Annotated in this window: 25 protein-coding genes and 1 tRNA gene; 15 read left to right on the forward strand and 11 right to left on the reverse strand. The window is 45.0% G+C overall.

Annotation, left to right across the window (positions count from 1 at the left end; all coding sequences use genetic code 11):
* Position 1: 1 nt before the first annotated feature.
* Genes Vsou_RS08470 through Vsou_RS08495 form a run of 6 tightly spaced genes read left to right on the forward strand, consistent with a single transcriptional unit; the run spans position 2 to position 4,140 of the window.
* Entirely contained in the window at positions 2-469 is a 468-nt protein-coding gene (locus tag Vsou_RS08470) for a Zn-ribbon domain-containing OB-fold protein (RefSeq protein WP_188603736.1), read from the forward strand.
* 58 nt (positions 470-527) lie between these two features.
* Positions 528-1,214, forward strand: coding sequence for a 30S ribosomal protein S3 (locus Vsou_RS08475; protein ID WP_188603735.1), 687 nt, complete (start codon positions 528-530; stop codon positions 1,212-1,214).
* The gene (rpmC, locus tag Vsou_RS08480; RefSeq protein ID WP_188603734.1) at positions 1,192-1,410 is read left to right on the forward strand and encodes a 50S ribosomal protein L29; all 219 of its coding nucleotides are present in this window, start codon (positions 1,192-1,194) and stop codon (positions 1,408-1,410) included. The genes Vsou_RS08475 and rpmC overlap by 23 nt, the downstream gene beginning before the upstream one ends.
* A gap of 6 nt (positions 1,411-1,416) precedes the next feature.
* The gene (locus Vsou_RS08485) at positions 1,417-1,671 is read left to right on the forward strand and encodes a ribonuclease P protein subunit (protein WP_229709890.1); all 255 of its coding nucleotides are present in this window, start codon (positions 1,417-1,419) and stop codon (positions 1,669-1,671) included.
* A gap of 9 nt (positions 1,672-1,680) precedes the next feature.
* Positions 1,681-2,277 carry a V-type ATP synthase subunit E gene (locus Vsou_RS08490; protein ID WP_054844560.1) on the forward strand — a complete coding sequence of 199 codons (597 nt, stop codon included), beginning with the start codon at positions 1,681-1,683 and terminating at the stop codon, positions 2,275-2,277.
* A gap of 51 nt (positions 2,278-2,328) precedes the next feature.
* Positions 2,329-4,140, forward strand: a complete 1,812-nt coding sequence (locus tag Vsou_RS08495; protein WP_229709889.1) for a V-type ATP synthase subunit A — start codon at positions 2,329-2,331, stop codon at positions 4,138-4,140.
* Positions 4,141-4,143: 3 nt separating this feature from the next.
* Here Vsou_RS08495 and Vsou_RS08500 read toward each other — a convergent pair whose 3' ends face one another.
* Complete coding sequence (locus Vsou_RS08500; RefSeq protein WP_188603732.1) at positions 4,144-4,710, reverse strand: hypothetical protein; 567 nt, start codon at positions 4,708-4,710, stop codon at positions 4,144-4,146.
* Between the two features lie 133 nt (positions 4,711-4,843).
* Between Vsou_RS08500 and cysS the strand changes: the two genes are divergently transcribed.
* Positions 4,844-6,286 carry a cysteine--tRNA ligase gene (gene cysS / locus Vsou_RS08505; RefSeq protein WP_432422824.1) on the forward strand — a complete coding sequence of 481 codons (1,443 nt, stop codon included), beginning with the start codon at positions 4,844-4,846 and terminating at the stop codon, positions 6,284-6,286.
* Between the two features lie 42 nt (positions 6,287-6,328).
* A complete protein-coding gene (locus tag Vsou_RS08510) occupies positions 6,329-8,176 on the forward strand; it encodes a glycoside hydrolase family 15 protein (protein ID WP_188603730.1) in 1,848 nt (615 codons plus the stop codon).
* On the opposite strand, the gene Vsou_RS08515 is transcribed toward Vsou_RS08510, so the two are convergent.
* From Vsou_RS08515 to Vsou_RS08535, 5 genes are all read right to left on the reverse strand, one after another.
* Positions 8,173-9,177 (reverse strand): ATP-dependent 6-phosphofructokinase, encoded by a 1,005-nt coding sequence (locus Vsou_RS08515; protein ID WP_188603729.1) that lies wholly within the window; start codon positions 9,175-9,177, stop codon positions 8,173-8,175. The two genes, Vsou_RS08510 and Vsou_RS08515, sit on opposite strands and share 4 nt — an antisense overlap.
* Positions 9,174-9,971, reverse strand: a complete 798-nt coding sequence (locus Vsou_RS08520; RefSeq protein ID WP_188603728.1) for a class I fructose-bisphosphate aldolase — start codon at positions 9,969-9,971, stop codon at positions 9,174-9,176. Before Vsou_RS08520 ends, Vsou_RS08515 begins: the two co-directional genes overlap by 4 nt.
* Before the next feature lie 97 nt (positions 9,972-10,068).
* Positions 10,069-10,788, reverse strand: a complete 720-nt coding sequence (locus Vsou_RS08525) for a creatininase family protein (protein ID WP_054844564.1) — start codon at positions 10,786-10,788, stop codon at positions 10,069-10,071.
* A 96-nt stretch (positions 10,789-10,884) separates the two neighbouring features.
* Positions 10,885-10,992 (reverse strand) — tRNA-Gly (locus Vsou_RS08530).
* Between the two features lie 28 nt (positions 10,993-11,020).
* Entirely contained in the window at positions 11,021-11,512 is a 492-nt protein-coding gene (locus Vsou_RS08535; RefSeq protein ID WP_188603727.1) for a DUF309 domain-containing protein, read from the reverse strand.
* Positions 11,513-11,887: 375 nt separating this feature from the next.
* On the opposite strand from Vsou_RS08535, the gene Vsou_RS08540 reads away from it, so the two are divergent.
* Positions 11,888-12,193 (forward strand): UxaA family hydrolase, encoded by a 306-nt coding sequence (locus tag Vsou_RS08540; protein ID WP_188603795.1) that lies wholly within the window; start codon positions 11,888-11,890, stop codon positions 12,191-12,193.
* Positions 12,190-13,359: a UxaA family hydrolase gene (locus Vsou_RS08545; RefSeq protein ID WP_188603726.1), complete on the forward strand. Its 1,170-nt coding sequence runs from the start codon at positions 12,190-12,192 to the stop codon at positions 13,357-13,359. Before Vsou_RS08540 ends, Vsou_RS08545 begins: the two co-directional genes overlap by 4 nt.
* A 3-nt stretch (positions 13,360-13,362) precedes the next feature.
* Here Vsou_RS08545 and Vsou_RS08550 read toward each other — a convergent pair whose 3' ends face one another.
* Entirely contained in the window at positions 13,363-13,560 is a 198-nt protein-coding gene (locus tag Vsou_RS08550; protein ID WP_229709887.1) for a hypothetical protein, read from the reverse strand.
* A 226-nt stretch (positions 13,561-13,786) separates the two neighbouring features.
* Here Vsou_RS08550 and Vsou_RS08555 point away from each other — a divergent pair, with 226 nt between their 5' ends.
* From Vsou_RS08555 to Vsou_RS08565, 3 genes are all read left to right on the forward strand, one after another.
* Positions 13,787-13,954 carry a hypothetical protein gene (locus Vsou_RS08555; protein WP_188603725.1) on the forward strand — a complete coding sequence of 56 codons (168 nt, stop codon included), beginning with the start codon at positions 13,787-13,789 and terminating at the stop codon, positions 13,952-13,954.
* A gap of 323 nt (positions 13,955-14,277) precedes the next feature.
* Positions 14,278-14,817 (forward strand): hypothetical protein, encoded by a 540-nt coding sequence (locus Vsou_RS08560; RefSeq protein WP_229709886.1) that lies wholly within the window; start codon positions 14,278-14,280, stop codon positions 14,815-14,817.
* Positions 14,818-14,860: 43 nt separating this feature from the next.
* Positions 14,861-15,046, forward strand: coding sequence for a zinc ribbon domain-containing protein (locus Vsou_RS08565; protein ID WP_229709885.1), 186 nt, complete (start codon positions 14,861-14,863; stop codon positions 15,044-15,046).
* Positions 15,047-15,184: 138 nt separating this feature from the next.
* Here the strand turns inward: Vsou_RS08565 and Vsou_RS08570 are convergent, their stop codons facing one another.
* A complete protein-coding gene (locus tag Vsou_RS08570) occupies positions 15,185-16,066 on the reverse strand; it encodes an NAD(P)-binding domain-containing protein (RefSeq protein ID WP_188603794.1) in 882 nt (293 codons plus the stop codon).
* Between the two features lie 113 nt (positions 16,067-16,179).
* Here Vsou_RS08570 and Vsou_RS08575 point away from each other — a divergent pair, with 113 nt between their 5' ends.
* The gene (locus Vsou_RS08575; protein ID WP_264890696.1) at positions 16,180-16,962 is read left to right on the forward strand and encodes an ATP-binding cassette domain-containing protein; all 783 of its coding nucleotides are present in this window, start codon (positions 16,180-16,182) and stop codon (positions 16,960-16,962) included.
* Positions 16,963-17,289: 327 nt separating this feature from the next.
* On the forward strand, positions 17,290-17,352 hold the full coding sequence (locus Vsou_RS13370) for a hypothetical protein (RefSeq protein ID WP_188604280.1): 63 nt from the start codon (positions 17,290-17,292) through the stop codon (positions 17,350-17,352).
* 97 nt (positions 17,353-17,449) lie between these two features.
* On the opposite strand, the gene Vsou_RS08580 is transcribed toward Vsou_RS13370, so the two are convergent.
* From Vsou_RS08580 to Vsou_RS08590, 3 genes are all read right to left on the reverse strand, one after another.
* Positions 17,450-18,211, reverse strand: a complete 762-nt coding sequence (locus Vsou_RS08580) for an ATP-binding cassette domain-containing protein (RefSeq protein WP_264890697.1) — start codon at positions 18,209-18,211, stop codon at positions 17,450-17,452.
* Position 18,212: 1 nt separating this feature from the next.
* Positions 18,213-19,310 (reverse strand): ABC transporter permease, encoded by a 1,098-nt coding sequence (locus Vsou_RS08585; protein ID WP_188604264.1) that lies wholly within the window; start codon positions 19,308-19,310, stop codon positions 18,213-18,215.
* Positions 19,311-19,450: 140 nt separating this feature from the next.
* Positions 19,451-20,674, reverse strand: coding sequence for a substrate-binding domain-containing protein (locus Vsou_RS08590; protein WP_188604265.1), 1,224 nt, complete (start codon positions 20,672-20,674; stop codon positions 19,451-19,453).
* Between the last annotated feature and the right edge of the window lie 162 nt (positions 20,675-20,836).

The raw sequence follows: 20,836 nt of genomic DNA on the forward strand, positions 1-20,836 counted from the left end.
CATGTCCTTCGAGAAAATCAATGTGAACAGGGATATTAAGCACTGGCTCCACGTAATTGAGCAGGGCTATAGGTATACCGCAGGCCCAATAGGTACTAAGTTCCTTGAGGGCGTTAAAGCTGGTAAATTACTCGCCGGTAAATGCCCTGTGTGTGGTAGGTTGTTAATTCCTCCAAAGGCCTTTTGCCAGTATGATTTTGCTGAGATTAGGGAATTAGTGGAGATAGCGCCCGTGGGTGTTGTCAGGACTTACACGGTGGTTTATGAGGACTCGTACGGCAACAAACTACCTAAGCCCGTGGTCATGGGCTTCATAGAGTTCCCAGGGGTTACTGGCGGTCTCGTTCATTATATAATCAATGTTGAACCAAGTAACGTTAGGGTTGGGCTTAAGGTTAGGCCTGTGTTTAAGTCAGTGAATGAGAGGAGGGGCTCCATAACTGATATACTTGGTTTTGAACCGGTTTAGGTTCCCTGATTGAAATGCCGAAAATCTTAAAAGGAATTAAAGTTGTTGGTTTTCCTGAATGAGTCAATCGCAAAAGAGGGTTCCCGTGTATAAGAAGATACTGCAGGATAGAATTAAGGAGTGGATGGTGAAGGAGTTCCTAAACTATAGACTGGCTAAGCAGGGTTATGTTGATTCCGATGTACTGAAGACGCCGCTTGGCACGAGAATAATCATTTATGCCGAGAGGCCGAATAGGGTAATTGGCAGGAAGGGAGTCATTGTTAAGGAATTAACGGAATTACTCAGTAGGAAACTTGAGGTTGAGAATCCAATAATCGATGTAACACCAATACAGAACCCAGAGCTTAATCCCAAGATCATTGCCAATAGGATTGCCTGGGCAATGACCAAGGGCGTTAAGTTCAGGAGGGCTGGTATGATCGCCGTGAGGCAGATAATGGATGGTGGCGCAAGGGGTACCGAGATAAAGATTAGTGGTAAATTAACCAGTGAGAGGTCAAGGTTTGAGAAGTACGTATTTGGTGTGGTCTATAAGAATGGGTATGATGCAAAGAGTAAGGTTCAGAGGTTCGTGGGGCAGGTCCTCCTAAAGCCGGGTCTTTATGGTATTGAGGTTAGGATAACACCGCCAATCAGGGTTAGTGATGAGTTCCAAATAAAACCGCCAACCAGGGAGGCAATTGCCGAGACCCAGGCACAACAGGCTGGAGGTGGTGAGGGTGGCGAGCAGGCAGAAACTTAATGCTAAGACTATTAGGGGCATGAAACCTGAGGATAGGGCTAAATTACTTAACGACTTGAGGAATGAGTTACTTAGGTTGCAGACGCAGAGGGAGAGAGGCACGTTGGAGAATCCAGGTAGGGTTAGGGCTGTTAAGAGGGCGATTGCCAGGGTACTAACGATAATGAATGAAGAGATTAGGAAGGCTTCCAAGTAATCGTAAATGAGGAAACCCCTTTTATTCAGGTTCATAACGGCCACGAGGTGCAGGAATGAATCACTCAATGGTATTGGTGGTATTGTTGTTGAGGAGACTGCGAAGACGATCAAGATATTGACGTTAACAGGCGCCGTCAAGGTCCTTATTAAGGAGGATTGTTGGTTTTATGTTGATGTTGATAATTGTACGTACTTGGTTAATGGACGTAAGTTAATTAATGAGGATAGGGAAAGGAAAATTTTTAAGTTTATAGGGTAGTCATGTGCTGTGTCAGGGCAGGAATTAACTGAGCGTTTGATTAATGGTATCATTACGCGCCTCGAGAATGAGATTAATGAGTGGAGTAATAATGCTAGGCTTAGGGCTGAGGCTGAGTTGCTTGATGGTGCTAAGGCCGTTGTTGATAAATACTCGAGTGTTCTTGAGAATATTGATAAGGAACTGAACATGGAGAAGGAATACAAGCTCTATGATGAAATGATGAAGACAAAGAAGGAGAAATTAAGCATAATCGAGGAAGCCTATACGGAGGTCGTTAGGAGGATTAGGGACAGGATCAGGTCAATGAAGGGCACGGACGATTATAAGAGGTTTCTAAGAAATTCAATTATGTGGGCATCAGCAATAATTGGCTCTAAGGAATTGATAATAACAACAAGTGAATCGGATAAGAAGATCATAAAGGAATTAATACTAGAGCTTGGTCTTGACGCCACCGTGAACACGACGAAGGATGAGTTGCTGGGCGTTATCGCATCATCCTCAGACGGTTCAGTAAAAATCGATGCAACCCTGGATTCCAGGTTAAGGCTCATGGAGCACCAAATAAAGACTCTACTGGCCCACATAGCATTGTCAGAGTAGGGCGCTCTTGATGTAGAATTAATTTTAAATATGCAGTGGCTAGGGCATTTTGTGTCCTCGAGCAAGGGCAGGATTACGTATATCAGTGGACCTGTTGTTAAGGCGGAACTACCTGGAGCATTGCTTTACGAATTAGTCTTTGTTGGTGAGTTGGGTCTCTTTGGTGAGGTTGTTAGGATACAGGGTGATACGGCCTTCATACAGGTTTATGAGGAAACAACTGGGTTGAAGCCAGGCGAGCCCGTAGTTAGGACTGGTGAACCATTGAGCGCCTGGTTAGGTCCGGGGATACTCAATAGGGTCTATGATGGTGTTCAAAGGCCATTACCGCTAATACTCGACTTTACTAAGAAACCATTCGTAGCCAGGGGAATCAATTACGAAAAAACACCACCATTAGACTTTAAGAAAAAATGGAAGTGGGTGCCTAAGGCTAAGGTTGGTGATGAGGTTGAGATTGGTGATTTACTCGGTGTTGTTCAGGAAACACCGCTTGTCGAGCACAGAATACTCTACCCACCGATATACAGGATAGGCGGTGTTATTAAGTACATAGCTCCAGAGGGTGAGTACACGATTGATGACGTGGTTGCCGAAGTGGAGACTAAGGAGGGTACAGTGAAGGTCAAGATGTGGCATAAGTGGCCGGTGAGAAGACCAAGGCCGTTCAGGGAGAAGCTTCCTCCAGTTGAGCCATTAATAACGGGTATTAGGACAGTCGATACGTTATTCCCAATAGCCATTGGCGGCGCAGCCGCAATACCTGGTCCATTTGGCAGTGGCAAGACGGTTACAATAAGGACCCTAGCTATGTATAGTGAGGCTAAGTTAGTCTTCCCAGTGCTCTGTGGTGAGCGTGGTAATGAGGCTGCGGATGCACTGCAGGGATTACTTAAACTCGTTGATCCAAATACCGGTAGGCCATTGATGGAGAGGACCACGATTATCGTGAACACATCCAACATGCCCGTGGCGGCTAGGGAGGCAAGTATCTACATGGGTGTTACAATTGCTGAGTACTTCAGGGATCAGGGTTATGATGCGTTCCTAATGGCTGATTCAACGAGCAGGTGGGCTGAGGCAATGAGGGAGGTCGCTCTGAGGATAGGCGAGATGCCTAGCGAGGAGGGATTCCCGGCATACTTACCGACTAGGTTGGCTGAATTCTATGAGAGGTCCGGTAGGGTTGTGACGCTTGGCAGAGGTAATAGGCTTGGTTCGGTCACGATAGCGGCATCGGTCTCACCACCTGGTGGTGACTTCACAGAGCCTGTGACAAGCCACACGCTTAGGTTCGTAGGGGCCTTCTGGCCATTGGATGCCAAACTCGCCTACTCAAGGCATTACCCAGCCATTAATTGGTTAATGGGCTTCAGTAGGTATGTGGATACGGTAGCTGAGTGGTACCAGAAGAACGTGTCCCCTGACTGGAGGGAGCTTAGGGATGAGGCCGTTAGGATACTGACTAGGGAAGCGGAGCTCCAGGAGGTGGTTAGGATACTTGGTACTGAGGCACTTAGTGAGCAGGAGAAGCACTTATTGAATGCTGCCTTCCTGATTAGGGAGGGCATTCTGAAGCAGGATGCCTATCATCCAGTGGATGTTAAGTCGTTACCACCTAAGCAATACTGGTTATTGAGGTTGATGATAACGTTCTATAGGAAGGGGCTTGAGGCAATTAATCGTGGCGTTCCTGCCTCGGTCCTTAGGGAGTTAGATGTTGTTAAGAGGTTGCCAAGACTTAGGATGGAGGTTAAGAATGAGGAGTACAGGAAGCTTGTTGATTATGAGAAGGAGTTGGTAAATGTAATAGAAAGTACAATCAAACAGTACGAATCACAGAAGGTAACCACCACCGTATAGTCATTAAATACTAATTACTGTATTTATTAATGACCTTATCAATTGGTAGCTTCTGCTGCCGCACACAACCATTACTGATTTATCGCAAGAAATATTGCCCAGGTTAAGTAGTTCCCTGGATGCGTCTATTGATAATTCATCCAAGTAATTATTTAGTTTCAGGATTAAGAACCTGTTTTGGGGACATACATATTTAAGGAATAAAATAGCATCGGAGCCATTCTTTATGGCAATATCCCTAAGCCTAACCACGGAATCCTCATTGATGTCACGCATTATTAATGATGCATAGCACTTCCTGCACTCACACTTGAATAACTGGAAGAAGCCGTTGACTTCCCTAATATCCTCAATACCAAGACCATGGAGCATGTTCCTCAGTAATTCCTCACCCTTTGCTGTTAATTCAGCGCCACCCCTCATGATCCTGACGGCCCCTTGAACCTTAAGTTCGCTTAAGACACGCCTAATGACACCCTCGCCCATGCCCGAGACACTACTTAATGAGTATCTGCCCATTCGTCCATACCTCTTAAGTATCAATAATACTGTTAACTCCTCAGCGCTCATTTGCATATACCGCATTTTGAATAAAAATAAATTTTCCTTATCCGAGTTATACTTATTAATCTTCGCAATAATTGCGTTTGGTGACCATTATCTGCCCAGCAAGGGCATGTACATGAATTCAAGGGATTTGCCAATAACTGCCTACAACACGGCATCAAGGACGCTTGAGAAAATAACCCTACTGAGGCCGGGGCTGGTTAGGATTTACGTATGCGGTTTAACACCGTATGATTCAATGCACGTGGGGCATGCAAGGACCTTTGTATTCTACGACATACTCAGGAGATACCTCGAATACCTAGGTCTTGAGGTTAGGCTTGTTACAAACTTCACGGACATTGACGATAAGATAATTAATAAAGCCAAGCAGGAATTCAATGGCGAACTAATAAATAGGTGGTACGAGGTACCCAGTAGGTACATTAGGGAATTCTTTGATGCCATGGACAAACTATACGTGAGAAAGGCCTACGCCTACCCTAGGGTTACCGAGAACATAAATGACATGCTAAAGTGGACCCAGGAATTGGTGAGTAAGGGCTTGGCATACGTGAGTCCCGATGGATCCGTCTACTTCGACATAACCAAGGTGCCCAAGTACGGCGAGTTCTCCGGACAAAATATTAAGGACTTAATCGCTGGCGCTAGGGTAGAGCCTGAGCCAGGCAAGAGGAACCCGTTGGATTTCGCGCTCTGGAAGTCCTGGAGTGAGGGTGAGCCCTGGTGGAATAGCCCCTGGAGCCCGGGCAGGCCCGGCTGGCACCTGGAGTGCGTTGTCATGTCCAGCAAGTACCTGGGCATACCCTTCGACATACATGGCGGTGGGCAGGACTTAATATTCCCCCACCATGAGAATGAGATAGCCATTGCAAGGGTTTACTACGGCATTGATTACTTTGCAAGGTACTGGATACACGTTGGCCTAGTGACTATTAGGGGCCAGAAAATGAGTAAGTCCCTTGGTAATATAATACCTATAATGGACGTACTCAAGAGATACGACGGAGAAGTACTAAGACTTTACTACGCAATGAGCCAATACAGGAAGCCAATGGACTTCGACCCAGATACCTTGGATCAGGTAAGGAACTCATTAATGGGGGTGTATGCGGCGTATGATATGCTGACGGAGGCCATAAAGGAAGCACCTGACACAGGCGATAGGGATAATGAATTACTAAGTAGGGTTAATAGCTTCGTAGATTCCTTCGAGGATGCCTTGAACAATGATATAAATACCAGCGGCGCCGTCGCCGCATTCATGGACTTCACAAAGTATGTAACATCCACAGTCATGTACAACACCCAGCACTTCTCTAAGAATGCTTTAACAAGTGCCTTGACGGCATTTAGTGATTTAGCAAATATACTCGGTATACTAAACAGGACTAGGCTACCGCCGTCATTGATTTCGTTAATAGACACATTGATTAGGATTAGGGCCCAGTTAAGGACTAGAAAAATGTTTGACCTGGCCGATGAGATCAGAAATGAACTTGGGAAACTCGGTATTGTGGTTAGTGATGTTGGGGAGAAGACATACTGGTATATTGACAGGGATAGGTTATTCCAATAGGTTAAGTAATGCTTATTATTCTTCAACTCGATATTGAGTTCAATGAGAACGGTATTCCTAAGCAACGGTGTGCTGGCTATACTGTATGATGAGAATTATTACACAAGGGATATTTACTACCCATTACTTGGTCAACATCATCATCATTCCTTCGGTGGTGTGTTTAAGGTTGGTATTTGGCATGATGGTAGGTTTACATGGCTTGAGAGCATCGGTAATAAGGAGATTAGGCTAATTGGTTCCAGGGCAGAGCTCAATGCACAGTGGGATGGGCTTGACATTCACATGGAGGATACTGTATTAATACCACAACCTGTGCTTGTTAGGCACGTTTCGATTAAGGGACCTGGGTTTATCAGGGCGATTTTTTACCATGACTTTAAACTGAATGATTACGAGGCTGGGGATACCGCATTTTATGACCCGTCATTGGATGCCGTATTTCATTATAAGGGGACGACCTGGTTCGGAATAGCATCCACAAACCCCATCTATGAATATACCACCGGTAGGAGAGACCTTAACGCAGTTCTGCCGGATTGTGAGGATGGGATTCTGGGTAAGAATCCAATAGCCCAGGGCTCTGTGGTCTCTGCAGTATCCATAGCAAGCCCTGAGTTTCACTACTTCATTGCTGCTGGTGATAATTATGAGAGGGTTATGAGGTTAATAATTGAGCTTAGGGATAAGAACAATGTAGAGGCACATTTCCGCAGGTCAGTGAATTACTGGAGTAATGTTGCTTCCGAGTATGGCGATGATGAATTAGCCTCCCAGAGCATAGTCATAATGCTTGGACATGTTGGCGTTAATGGTTCAATACCGGCTTCGCTGGACACATCAATAATAAAGTTCAACCTGGACACATACGGCTACCTATGGCCTAGGGACGCAGCGTTCGCCGCCATTGCACTGGACACGGCTGGCTACTACACGTTCACAAAGAAGTTTTATTCCCTGGCGTTTAAGCTCTTTGGACGTGAGGGCTTCCTATTCCAGAAGTATAATCCAAGCGGTACCTGGGGCTCGACCTGGCACCCATGGACTGCCAGGAGTAGGAAGTCGTTGAATATCCAGGAGGATGAGACAGCAACAGTGATATACGCCTTCTGGCATTACTTCCAGAGGACCAGGGATTACGATCTACTTGGGGAGGTTTATGACGTAATAACCAGGGCCGCGAACTTCATGGTTAATTTTAGGGATGAGAAATTGAAATTGCCCCTAGAATCCTTTGACCTGTGGGAGGAAAGGCTTGGTGTGCATACGTATACTATCGCATCAGTATATGCAGGCTTACTCGCCGCGAGTAATCTTGCTAAAATGCTTGGTGAGTACGAAAGCGCCAGTAAGTGGGAGGAGGCCGCCATGGAGATTCGTGAAGCAATTAGGAATTACCTATTCGATAAGGAGAGAGGCATCTTCTACAGGTCCATTAGGATTGATGACGGTAAGGTGATTAGTGTTGATAAGACAGTTGATGCAAGCATAATGGGTATATTCCTCTTCAACGTGTTTGATGTTTATGAGCCAATGCTCGAGAGCAGTGTTAAGGTTATTATGGATAGGCTTTGGGTTAAGCCCATAGGTGGTATTGCGCGTTATGAGGGTGATTACTACCAAAGAATTCCTGGTGATTACAGCAGTATTCCTGGTAATCCATGGATAATAACCACGCTTTGGGTCGCCCAGTACTATATAACTAAGGGTGATTGTTATAGAGCCAAGGAGTTATTGTCATGGGTTAATAAGGTAAAGACGCCCACAGGTCTTCTTCCAGAGCAGGTTGATCCATTCAGAGGATTACCAGTGTCCGTAACTCCACTTGTCTGGAGCCATGCAGAGTATTTGAGGACTTACATGATGAGAAGAAATAAACAGTGCGATTAAGGGCCCCAATGTGTTTCGTACAGTTTCATCCAATAACCATCCACTAGCCTATTCTTGCCTAGGACCTCCGTTATCGGCACCCTAATTATATCACCTTCCCTATAGGCAACCATCTTTCCAAAGTCACCACATTCAATGGCATTAAAGACCTCAGTGACGAACCTAATGGCTAACACCCTATCGAATGCGGTCGGAGCTACACCCCTAATTATATGACCTGGAACAACGGCTCTAGCCTCAAGACCAGTAACCTTCTCTATGTACTGTGCCAATTCATTACCAACGCCGCCAAGTCTCGAGTGCCCAAACTCATCCCTGGGACTACCATATTCCCTAATACCCTCAGAGGCAATGACCAAGGCCCATCCTCTATCCCTATAAACCTCCTTAGTCTTATTGGCGACAGCATCCCAATTAACGGGTTTCTCAGGTATGAGGACGAAGTCGGCCATTGTGGCCAATCCAGTGAATAGGGCAATCCAACCAGCCTCCCTACCCATAACCTCAACAACACCAATCCTCTCATGAGAAATCAACGTGGTCTTAAAGGACTCGGTAACCTTAATGGCCTCATTAACGGCCGTGTCAAAGCCAATGGTATAGTCAGTACCATATACATCATTGTCAATAGTCTTTGGAACACCAACGACATTAGCCAAACCCCGGGCCTGTGTCTGTGCGGCGGCACTCAACGTATCATCACCGCCAATAGCCACAATAACATCTAAACCAAGCTCCTTAAGATTCCTGGCAAAGACCTCAACCCTAGCCTCATCCTTAAATGGATTCGTCCTCGATGTCCTAATGAAGGTACCGCCTGCGAATGCAAAATCAATTAAGTCCTTAGACGTGACCCTCCTAACCTCCTTATCCAGTATTCCCCTCCAACCATGGAATATTGCATAAACCTCATGCTTCCTCTCCAATAACTTAGTCAGTGTGTACACGGCTATGTTAAGCCCTGGAGCGTCACCACCACCAGTAAGTATGCCAATCCTCACTTGGCCTCACCCAAAACCTCAACCACCTTCTTACCACCATAAACCATTTCTGAAAGCACCCTAGCGAACTTTAGGGCATCCCTTCTCTGCCACACGTTTCTACCAACAGCAATACCAATGGCGCCCGCCTCAAGGACGCCCTCAACCTGCCTTAGGAACTCCTCCTCGGTCTTCGTCTTTGGACCACCAGACATTAGTACTGGTACCTTACCAGCCACTCTCACGGCCCAGGAGAATGTCTTCGGATCACCAGTATACTTTATCTTCATGGAATCCGCACCAAGTTCGAGAGCCACCCTAGCCGCATAGGCAACAATCTCCGGCGCAGTTTCATCAGTAACCTTACCGCCCCTTGGATAAGACCAAACAATAAGCGGCACGTCGAATTTAACCGCCTCCCTCTTTATCCTGGCGAACTCCTCAAATATCCTCCACTCATAACCACTACCTGGATATATTGTGTAGCCCACGGCAGAGGCGCCCAGGCTAACCGCCTCCTCAACCGTGCAATTAGCCACTGATATTGGTTCACCATTGTATAGGTTTGTCTTACCATTCAACTTAACAATAAGTGGCACACTACCATCATAGTACTTCTCCGCAATACCCCTCTGGAAAACGACGCCATCAAAACCAGCCTCACGTGCCAACTTGATTATGTGCTCTGGATCAGCCGCATCAGGGTTATCCATGAAGTCCGTTGGGCCGTGCTCAATACCGTGGTCATAAGCCAGTATTATTGACCTGCCTCTCCTTGCGAAAATCCTTAGAAATTTCTCAACTAGTCTGGTCATCAATTGTTCTCCGAATAAGCCCATATTTAATATATGGATGTTAGAAATGTGTTGCCGGGTATAACTATTATTACTATAATGGCTTTCCCAAGTGCTATTACCTTTCATTATCAATTGTAATTCCATAGATGACCTGGATTTGCCTAAGTATGTCATTAATCATGAACTTAAGTATTTCAGAACCAACCTCAGGTCTTACGAGGTCCCTACTTAATGAACCAATAACACCAGTTCTACTGATATCGATTGTCCTAACAATATTAATATTACCACTAACGTCAACATTAATAATCCTGTCCCACCTAACCAAGTTCCTATTTATCGCCGCGATCAAGGATGTTTCAACGGCATCTGCATGCCCAAAGGATGGGAAATACCTCGTTATAAAATCAATGGCTCGCTTATTATACACATAGTAATGATAAATCCTTGGATTCTTCCTCAAGTAATTCCATTCCTTAACAACGATATTTAACGCATCGACATTACCACCATGCCCATTAACAAACACAACGCCAATTGGGTCCCACGCAGAAACGCTCTCAATAAAATCAAGGAGATAGTGAATTAAGTTTTCAAAACGAATCCACGTGGTGCCCGTAAATCCCATGTGTTCCATCGAGGAACCAACAGCGATCACGGGATAAAGCAACACCCTGCTCGGTGATCTACGTTCGACCTCCTCGGCAACGTAGTTTGCAATGATCGAGTCAGTACCCAAGGGCAAATGCGGGCCATGCTGCTCCACAGAACCAATAGGCACAATAATCAATGAATCCTTAGGTACATCATCACGAGTTATCTCCAGAATTCTCACATGATAACATTAACTACGTGTTTATTAAAAACTATGTTTAGGTTGAAACATAACCGTAGATAAATATAAACGTGAAAATAAAAGAAAGAGTTGACTTGGTGCGGCCGCCGGGATTCGAACTTACCCCGTACGCCCAATCGGACGCACGGCCGGGTTCTGCGGCTCGGCAGGCCGCCATCCTAGACCAGGCTAGACTACGGCCGCCGCGGTCTGAATCACGCTGTTTTGGGTTTTAAGTTTTTTGTATCGATTCCAGGTCCTCTTTCTCGATCTTAAAGGGCTTCGTTATCAGCAGGGCATTATCTATTTTCCTCAGTAACCTTTCCCTATTTATGTAGGGTATTTCGTTTTTCGCGATCAGCTCCCTCGCCCTAATCATTAATCTCTTAAACGCCTCTAGGTTGTTTTCCTGGATCTTCACGAAGGCTGCGGCCAATATTATTAATCCCCGTATACCCTCATCTCTGTTTCTGCGCCATACATCCTCAAGTACTTCGTGGGCTTCCCAAAATCTTTCAGCGTTGAAGAGCCTCACGAAATGATCATGCGCATCACTTGCGTTCTTTGTCTCTTCGCCTATGTTTACTAATTCGTTAATGTTGAATCCAAGTGCCTTTATTTTTTCTATTTCTTTATAATCATCAATATACAGATCAATCTCCACATGCCTACTTGCAACCCTTATGTTTATTATCCTAAGACTTGCAGTTCGCAATTTATCCATTAATGCCTGTCTATCAACTGGTTTAAACCCAGGATTGCTAGCAATAACCAGGACTCTATGGTCATGAGGTATTTTATCTTTACTACTGTTTCGCACGAGCTTAGGGCATTAACCGGGTATTAAAATTCCCTATGCCCTTTTAGGGTTTGCAATAAGGGGATTCGCCTTTTTCTTGGTTTAATTCTTCTGGCAATACTGCAAAATAGATATTGATATGTTATGGTCCTAGGTACGTCAAAGGTATTGACTTAATTCCTTAATAATTATGCGGTTCTTAAACTGGGTACGTATCACTAGATTAGTTAGGTCTAAACTAGTTAGGTTCAGCATTAAAATACTCTAGGGCGAATACATGATGTGACTGTTGCAATTACCATGGGGACACCAGCGATAGTACTTAATCCAAGTGATAATGTTGCGATCGCGCTTAGGGATCTAAAGCAGAACGAAAGCGTTGAGTTAATAATTGGTAATTCCAAATTACCAATTAAACTGCTCAATGATATACCCTTTGGCCATAAGTTTGCCATTAAGGGCATCCGCATGTGTGATTACGTAATTAAGTATGGCCACGTGATCGGTAGAGCCAAGAGGAATATTGGGATTGGCGAACATGTTCATGTTCATAACGTGGAGAGCCTAACCGCGGTACACAGTGTATGTAAGGGTGGTAAACCGTGAGTAGGCCCACAATACTTGGTTACGCAAGGCCTGATGGCAAGGTTGGTATTAGGAATCACTTGCTCGTGATGTCCACGGTAGTTTGTTCAAGCTTTGTGGCACGTAGGATCGCCGACCAAGTGCAGGGCGCCGTGGCCATTGAAAACCCATTCGGTTGTGGTCAACTTGAGCCCGACCTTGAGGTTACCAGGAGGACTTTGATTGGTATGGCTAAGAATCCAAACGTCGGTGGCGTGTTGGTTGTTGGTCTTGGTTGTGAGCAGATTCAGGCTGATGATTTGGTTAAGGAGATTGAGAAGACGGGTAAGCCTGTGGAGAAGGTGGTGGTTCAGGAGGTTGATGGCGGGACACCAGCGGCTATTGAGAAGGGTGTTACACTGCTTAGGAGGATGGCAGAGGACGTGCTTTCGCAAAAGCCCGAGGAGGTTGACGTATCGAATCTGGTCATGGGGGTTGAGTGCGGTGGATCAGATGCGACATCAGGACTGGCCTCAAACCCAGTCGTTGGTTATGCATCGGATAAGTTGATCGACTTAGGCGGTACTGTTATACTCTCTGAAACTCCAGAAATGATTGGTGCTGAGGAGATACTTGCCAGGAGGGCCGTATCCAGGGAGGTAGGTGATAGGATAATTAGGGTTGTTAGGAAGTGGGTTGATTTAGCGGCGTCCCATGGGGTGGACCTAGTGGGGACACAGCCAGCGCCTGGTAACATTGCCGGCGGTATCTCAACAATTGAGGAGAAGTCCCTTGGCGCCATCATTAAGGGTGGCTCGAGGGCGATACAGGGCGTTGTTGATTACGCAGAGGAGGTTAAGGGTAAGGGATTGTGGATAATGGACACGCCGGGTTACGACATAATGTCAGTGGTCGGTATGGTGGCTGGTGGTGCTACCCTCGTAGTATTCACCACAGGTCGTGGAACACCCACAGGCAACCCAATAGCCCCAGTGATTAAGGTCACGGCCAATCCATTCACGGCCAAGAAGATGCGTGAGAACATGGATTTTGACGCGAGTACGGTGACACTGGGTCAAGAGACTATTGAGCAGGCTGGCGAGAAATTGTTTAAGCTAATAATGGATGTTGCTAGGGGTAAACCAACGAGGGCTGAATTACTCGGTTTTAGGGAATTCGTGATACATAAGATAATTCCATCATTCTAAAAATTAAAGCAATAATTGTTCAGTTTCCTTAAGCGTTCCACTGACAACATCAATTTCAAGACCTAATGCCTCCAATGCCGTGACTCCAAGCACATTTACATCCTCCTCTTCACCGAAAATTACCGTTACGGCGCCCCTCCTACCCATAACCTCAATTATCGCACCACCAACATCCCTCTCAACATAACCACCAAAGGCCAAGAACCTCCTCCTCTCATGCCCCGCTTCCCCGCATCCCAGCGATTCTAATCATCCGTCATTTACCGTCGGGACTGAGCCCCATCCTCGGGGCTTCATTGGCCGGCGTGGGACGGGGCTCCCTGCCAGTGGGGCTACAGCCCGCACCGGCACTAAGTGGGCTTAAGCTTAGCTGGTTTATAAATTTCCTGCAGAAAAATTTATAAAATACTGCAGTTAATTCCTGAAGATGTCTGTAGTCCTTTATCTGGAGGGTACCGTTATTGCTGGTGGGAAGGGTGAGGTGAGGATTTACGTGAAGAAGAGGTACTGGGATAGGCTAAAGCCGTTCATAGGCAAGGAGGTTAAGCTACTAATGGTGGTTGAGGATGAAGGCTCACAGGACGCTCCTCATTAGGAGGAGCGTGAAGCGTTGGTAAGGGTTTTTACTAGGGCTGAAGCGTTGGGTAACCTCTGGGCCGGGGCTTTAAGATATATTCACCTGGCTTAGATTCCAGATTTGCTAACGAATTCAACTACTTTAGGAATAAAATCAGCTTCAGCGTCAAGCCGCCGAAGAGGTGGCTTGCCAGGGTTCACGCAATTCTCAACGTCAAGGTTAGGTTAAACAATGAGCGTGACAATGGCGAGGGAGTCTTTCTCGATCCGCCTAAGGGTATTCTTAAACTGAGGTGGGTTATTAAAAGCAGGGCCGTTATTGTTAAACTCACGAGGAGTGAGATGAAGTACATTAAGGATAGGCTTAGTGAGGGTGGCAAGCCCAAGCTAGCCAGGGCTTGGATTGACGGCGAGAACCTCTACGTGGCTGTAGTCTTTGAGCGTGAAGTCGAGCCAATCGAGCCCGGCGGTTACATTCTCGTCATCGATGTGAACTCGTGGAAAAACGGTATCACTTACGCTATTATTAATGGGGGTGGTAAACTCAGTGAATTTTCAAAATTAAGGCCAAACCTGAGGTTAATTGAAACTCTCCATAGCGAGGCTGTTAGGCTTGAGCGAAAGTACGGCGCCTTGAGGGGGCTTGGTCTTCATAAGTCAGTCGAGGGTAAGAGACTGTGGAGGCAGGTTAAGTATGTTAAGCGTAAATTGCATGCATACCTGAAGGATTTCGCTCAAAAGATTGCCCATGAGCTAGCCCTGAAGGCCGTTAGGCTCAAAGCCAGGGTAGTCATCGATGACATGCTTGAGGAGTCCAGGAGGGAGCTGCTTAAGGAGGGTTTGCCCGATGGGTTTAGCCAAGCTATACTTACTTCACCTTAAGAGGTTCGTTAAACTCCTAACCAACCAACTCGAGTGATACGGGATGCCTTACGAGTTTAAGAGATTACCGTCAACAATATGCCCGGCTTGCGGGCATGAACTAAAGCAACTACCCGGAAGAGTAATGCACTGCGAATACTGTGAATTCAAAGCTGATAGAGACCTAGTCCCAATACAGTGGGCCCTGAAGAGGATGGTGTCTCTGCATGAGCCGAGAGCCCACTCATGAAGGCAGTAAAACGCAAATCAATAAACCACCCAAAGTAAACTTCAGACTAGTGAAGCTCCGAGAATGAGAGTTAGCCCCAACAGGGGACTGAAGGATGAGTGAGGTTCAGTAGGATGCGGAGAAGCGGGGCATTTAAACCTACCAATCGTTGACTCCTGCTAGTTCGTAGTAGAGCTTTAGTAGGGCCTGTGTTCCCTTCTCGCCAAGTCCCTTGGCTACTAGGGCGTTGTATAGTTGTAGCGTTAATGCGGTGCCTGGCAATGATACATTAAGCCTATTTGCGGTCTCAAGGGCATACCTCAAGTCCTTCTTCAAGTGCGCAGCCCTGAACCCTGGTTCAAAGTCACCCTTCATCATCTTGGGCATGTAGTACTGGACTGTGAATGAGTTCCCAGCCCCCGTTGATAATACCGTAAATAACTTCTCCACGTCAATACCAGCCTTCTTAGCCAGCGCCATTGCCTCAGCTACGGCAAGCATATCAATACCAACAACTATCTGATTAAGGAGCTTAAGCATCTGCCCATTACCCACATCACCAGCATGAATTATTGTCTTGCCCATGGCTTCCAGTATCGGTTTAACACGCTCAAAGGTTTCGTACTTGCCACCAACCATTATAGTCAATGTACCCTGCCTAGCCCCAACATCACCACCAGTCACAGGTGCATCCAGGAACTCAACACCATACTTACCCAACTCCCTAGCAAAGTACTTGGCATGCTCTGGAGAGTTGGTACTCATGTCAATGACTATAAGCCCTGTATGAGCACCATGAACAACACCGTTAGGGCCTAGTAAAACCTCCTCAACATCCGGCGCATCAGTCACCATGTCAATAACAACGTCAGACCTCTCAGCGACCTCCCTGGGACTCTCGGCAACAGGAATACCGAGCTTCACAAAGGGCTCAGTCTTAGACCTGGTCCTATTATAGACGATTAGTGGGAAGCCCGCCTTGTATATATTCATAGCCATGGCACTACCCATAATTCCAAGACCAATAAAACCCACCTTAATCTCCTTCATATAAAAGCAATCTATCATTAATCTATTAAAACATTTACCTAACATTTACGAATGCGCGTCTTGAGGGTAAAGAATTAAAAGAATACTAAATAGCTGTAAATATAATGGTTGGGGAGGAGTTGTTGAGAGTTGTGGATGTTTGGAAGTCCTATGGTACCGTCGTTGCGTTGAGAGGAGTTAATATGGTTGTTAGGAGAGGTGAGGTTGTTGCCTTACTTGGTGATAATGGTGCTGGTAAATCAACGCTTATCAAGATAATATCGGGTTACCTAAGGCCTGATAGGGGTCAGTTAATCTTTGAGGGTAAGCCCGTTAGGTTTAAGTCTCCGCTTGACGCTAAGGCCCTTGGTATTGAGGTTGTTCATCAGGACCTAGCCGTAATACTTGACCTGCCGGTTTATAGGAATATTTTCCTGACACATGAGGTAACTAATAAGCTTGGATTCCTCAAGGATGACATAATGAAGGAGGAGGCAAAGAAAGCTCTCGACGCAATAGGAATAACAATGCCGGATGTTGATGTTAAGGTGGAGTCCCTGTCTGGTGGTTTAAGGCAGGCTGTTGCTGTTGCTAGGGCAACGTACTTCGCCAAAAAACTACTACTAATGGACGAACCAACGGCCAATTTAAACTTAGTGGAGGCGTTAGAGGTCATAGACTATATTAGGAAATTCGTAAAGGAGAGAAATGCCGGTGTTATTTTTGTAACGCATAACATGATCCATGCGTTTGCAGCTGCTGATAGAATATACTTCATAGATAAAGGTAGGATACTTTTTGAGAGACGTAAGGATGAATTATCTTCTCCTGATGATCTTGAAATGCTGATTGAAAAAATAGTAGAGGAAAGAGAGAAAGAAGAAAGGTATGAATATCAAAAGGCATGATTAAAATTATAATTAAACTTAAATTATGTAATTATTTTTATAATTCGGTTTTATGTTTATTACTAAAAGACTTCTAGGTTCATGATCGTGCGGATATTTGTAAGATTAGCATGCTTAAGTATGTGATCCTTGTGATAAGCTCGTATGTAGACAGCGGAACCAAGGACTTCACAGCATACTTCTTCACCAAAGACACCAATGAGGCAAAGCCCTGCCGTATAAGCCAAGGTCTTGATAATAATGTTGAGTATTGTCTTATAAGGTAAGAAGATACTCAAAAGCAATATTTACATGCCTATTTATTTATGAATTAACTGATGTAGAAAGATTCTTCAAGAGGCATATAGTAGGGGATTTTTTAATTATTCAAGAAGTACTAAACTTAAATGAATTAGCCAGATATTATTAGCAAGGCGGCAGTGAGCGTGCACATCGGGAACGCCCTAAGAAAACTTGTTGATTTTTACATTAATAATAATGAGAAATATTATCTTTTCCTTCCTCTTAATTCTATTATACGATTAGTGATTATATCTGTAAGTTCCTTAGGTGATGTCTCTTCCTTATACTTCTCAAACACTATCTTACCTTGCTCCATGTAATAAATCCTATCCGCAGCCTCGTATGCCTGGAATATGTTTGGCGTGACGAATATTACGCCTAGATTAAGTTCCTTAGCATACTTCTTCGCTATATTGATAACCTTCTTACTCTCAACTACACCTAGGCCAGCGGTTGGTTCGTCCATTAGTAGTAGTTTTTTGGCGAAGTACGTTGCCCTAGCAACAGCAGTAGCTTGTCGTTGCCCTCCAGATAAAGCCTCCGCCTTAGTATCTACCGGCGGCATTGTTATTCCTATTGCGTCGAGAGCTTTCTTTGCCTCCTCCTTCATTATGTCATCCTTGAGGAATCCAAGCTTATTAGTTACCTCATGTGTCAGGAAAATATTCCTATAAACCGGCAGGTCAAGTATTACGGCTAGGTCCTGATGAACAACCTCAATACCAAGGGCCTTAGCGTCAAGCGGAGACTTAAACCTAACGGGCTTACCCTCAAAGATTAACTGACCCCTATCAGGCCTTAGGTAACCCGATATTATCTTGATAAGCGTTGATTTACCAGCACCATTATCACCAAGTAAGGCAACAACCTCACCTCTCCTAACAACCATATTAACTCCTCTCAACGCAACGACGGTACCATAGGACTTCCAAACATCCACAACTCTCAACAACTCCTCCCCAACCATATTAACCCCTTGGGTTATTATTGGTATCAGTATCTTTATTAGCATTTATGTCGTTATTTACGTCTTTCGAACCACCGTCTTGCGTCAATGTACCTTCATTTGTTCCCTTTTTCTCCGTTGCTTCGGTCTCCTCTTCTCTCATTCTTAGGCTACTTGCTCTTCTAAAGTATCGTATAATGTCATCCTTTTTACCCGTAAACACCATTAATATCAGTATTGCCGCACCTATTATTGCATCATAGGCGTATGCGTTTACTCCAAGTACTGTGAAGCCATCAAGTAATTGGGCAATGACAAAGGCGCCTAGGAAAGATCCTATGAGTGTACCCTTGCCACCTGTTAGCATTGTGCCGCCTATTACTGCGGCTGCTATTGACTCTAGGGTAAGGTCAGTTGTGAAATTCGTTGCACTTACCTCCCTAACCCTTGAACCATCTATGACACCTAAAATACCACCAGCCAGTCCCGTTAGGATATATGCAATGATTATAATTTTATCTGCGGGTACGCCACTTTCCCTAGCCCATGTCTGATTACTACCGGTAGCCGTTACATAAACCCCAAACCTTGTCCTATAGAATAGGATCATGTATAGTACGGCGATTACGAGGGTCCAGACAAAGGTCATGGGTATTACGCCACTTATAACGCCACTAAAATACGGTGCCTTATCAGCGCCTGGGAATGTTTCAGGCCAGCCGCCCCAACCTATTAGTGCAAGGCCGTCGGTTAGGAAGAGCATGCCCACGGTGGCCAATAGAAAGTTAACATTACCCTTAGTTATTAGTATTCCATTTACAAAGCCTATGAATGCTGCCAATAGCCATGCAATGATGGTTGCCACTATTAATGCAGGCGTGTATGGTATACCGGCGCCCATAAAGTACTGCCAGAGAGACCAGTCGATTAAGGGCACTAGGTTTGCTATACCTGTTGGTGATAGATCGATCATACCCAGCATCATTATTATTGCCTGGGGTACCGTTAAGATACCGAGATCCGCAGCGTATGTGAGCAGCGTGTATGTATTTGCAGGGCTAAGGTATCTGGGGGTTACTGAGTAAAAATAAAGAAATAGTGCTATATTCAGTATTACCATAATTATTTCGTAGCGCCCTATATACTTTCTCAAAAATCCTGCACTAGAAGATCTTGCTCCTTTAGATTCTACTTTCGTACTTGCCATCAGAAGAAAGAAAAATGAGCATTTTTAAGAATTACTCACATTAGGCTTCATGATTAAGAAGACGTGGAGTTAGTTAACTGCGGGTACATTCCTGTCGTCCATACTGGCTCTGAGGTTGTTGATCCCTCAAACCTTGATGTGTATGTATATGGTGTTACATTTTGCTTGGTAACGAACTTAATACCTGTATTTGAGAAGTAAACAACCTCTAAACCATTAGTCAATAGATATAGGTAAAGGTACAGGGCAGGTAGGAATCCCTGTAAGTATGGCTGCTGATCAATTGTGAAGTCCAAGTAACCATCCACTATATTACTTACAGTACCTGGTAATAGGTCATAGCCCCCTGCCAGTATCTTTCCACCATTCGTTAATGACGGTATACCATGCTCTCTTAATACGTTGCCAATAGATAACGTGCTTCCAGCATCAACTGCTATCATTGCAGCAACATCAGGGTGCCCATCGAAATACGCCTCTACCGCGGACTGCTCCTGTGATACTAATGCGCCAGTTGCCACAACGTCAACAGTGGAATACCCATTTGCCTGTAATACGGATAGTATTCCATCAATCCTAGGTTGGATATTGGCTGTACCTGGGGTTGCTATGAATAGGGCGACACGTTGGTTAGGCTTTATATTTGGCAATATCCATTTATTCGCTATTAATTCACCTGAAGAGTATAGGTCCTGACCCACATAACCTAGGTATGGTGGGTTGTGGTACTGGGCATAGTGAGGATCATCGTTGGGTATATATGCATTATACGCATATACTGGTATACCCTTACTTAGTGCCTCCTGTATTGGGGCATCGAAGGAGTTTGGTGCGATTACGGTGGTTGCTATTCCATCGGCGCCTGATGATATTGCAGAGTATATGGCGTTGACCATGTCGGTGACCACTGAGTTTTCGCTTCCGGTCCATACATACTTGCAATTACCGATCATATTACATGCGTCTTGTATGCCGTAAATTGTTGGTGTGAAGAATGGGTTTGTCGTTACGTGGTTAACAAACCATAACGAGAGTTCAGGGTGTTCAACGTCCAGTCCATATATGTAGCCCTTTGGTGGTGGTGTGTAGCCGGTTGATTTTGGCGGCGCTGTTGCATAACCTGTTCCAAAACCAGCACCAAAGGCTGCTACTAAACCGGCGATTATTCCGGCCTTTGCCATTGTGGAGAGTGCTTTTCTTCTGGTTACCGGGTTTCTTACGAACGTATTTATTACTGCTTTGGCTAATTCTTCATTTTCTTCTTCTCGTGTTTTCATACAAGAATCATTATAAATATATTATTTTTAAAGTTTACCCTTGGTTTGTTACAGCCATTTTTAATATTATTGAATATAATCATATGCGTATAACTAGATCATGGCATTTACGTTTTACATATTATATATTTAGAATATTTAGAAATAAGGTAATCCAAGGCC

The organism is Vulcanisaeta souniana JCM 11219, from assembly GCF_026000775.1.
GTDB lineage: Archaea > Thermoproteota > Thermoprotei > Thermoproteales > Thermocladiaceae > Vulcanisaeta > Vulcanisaeta souniana.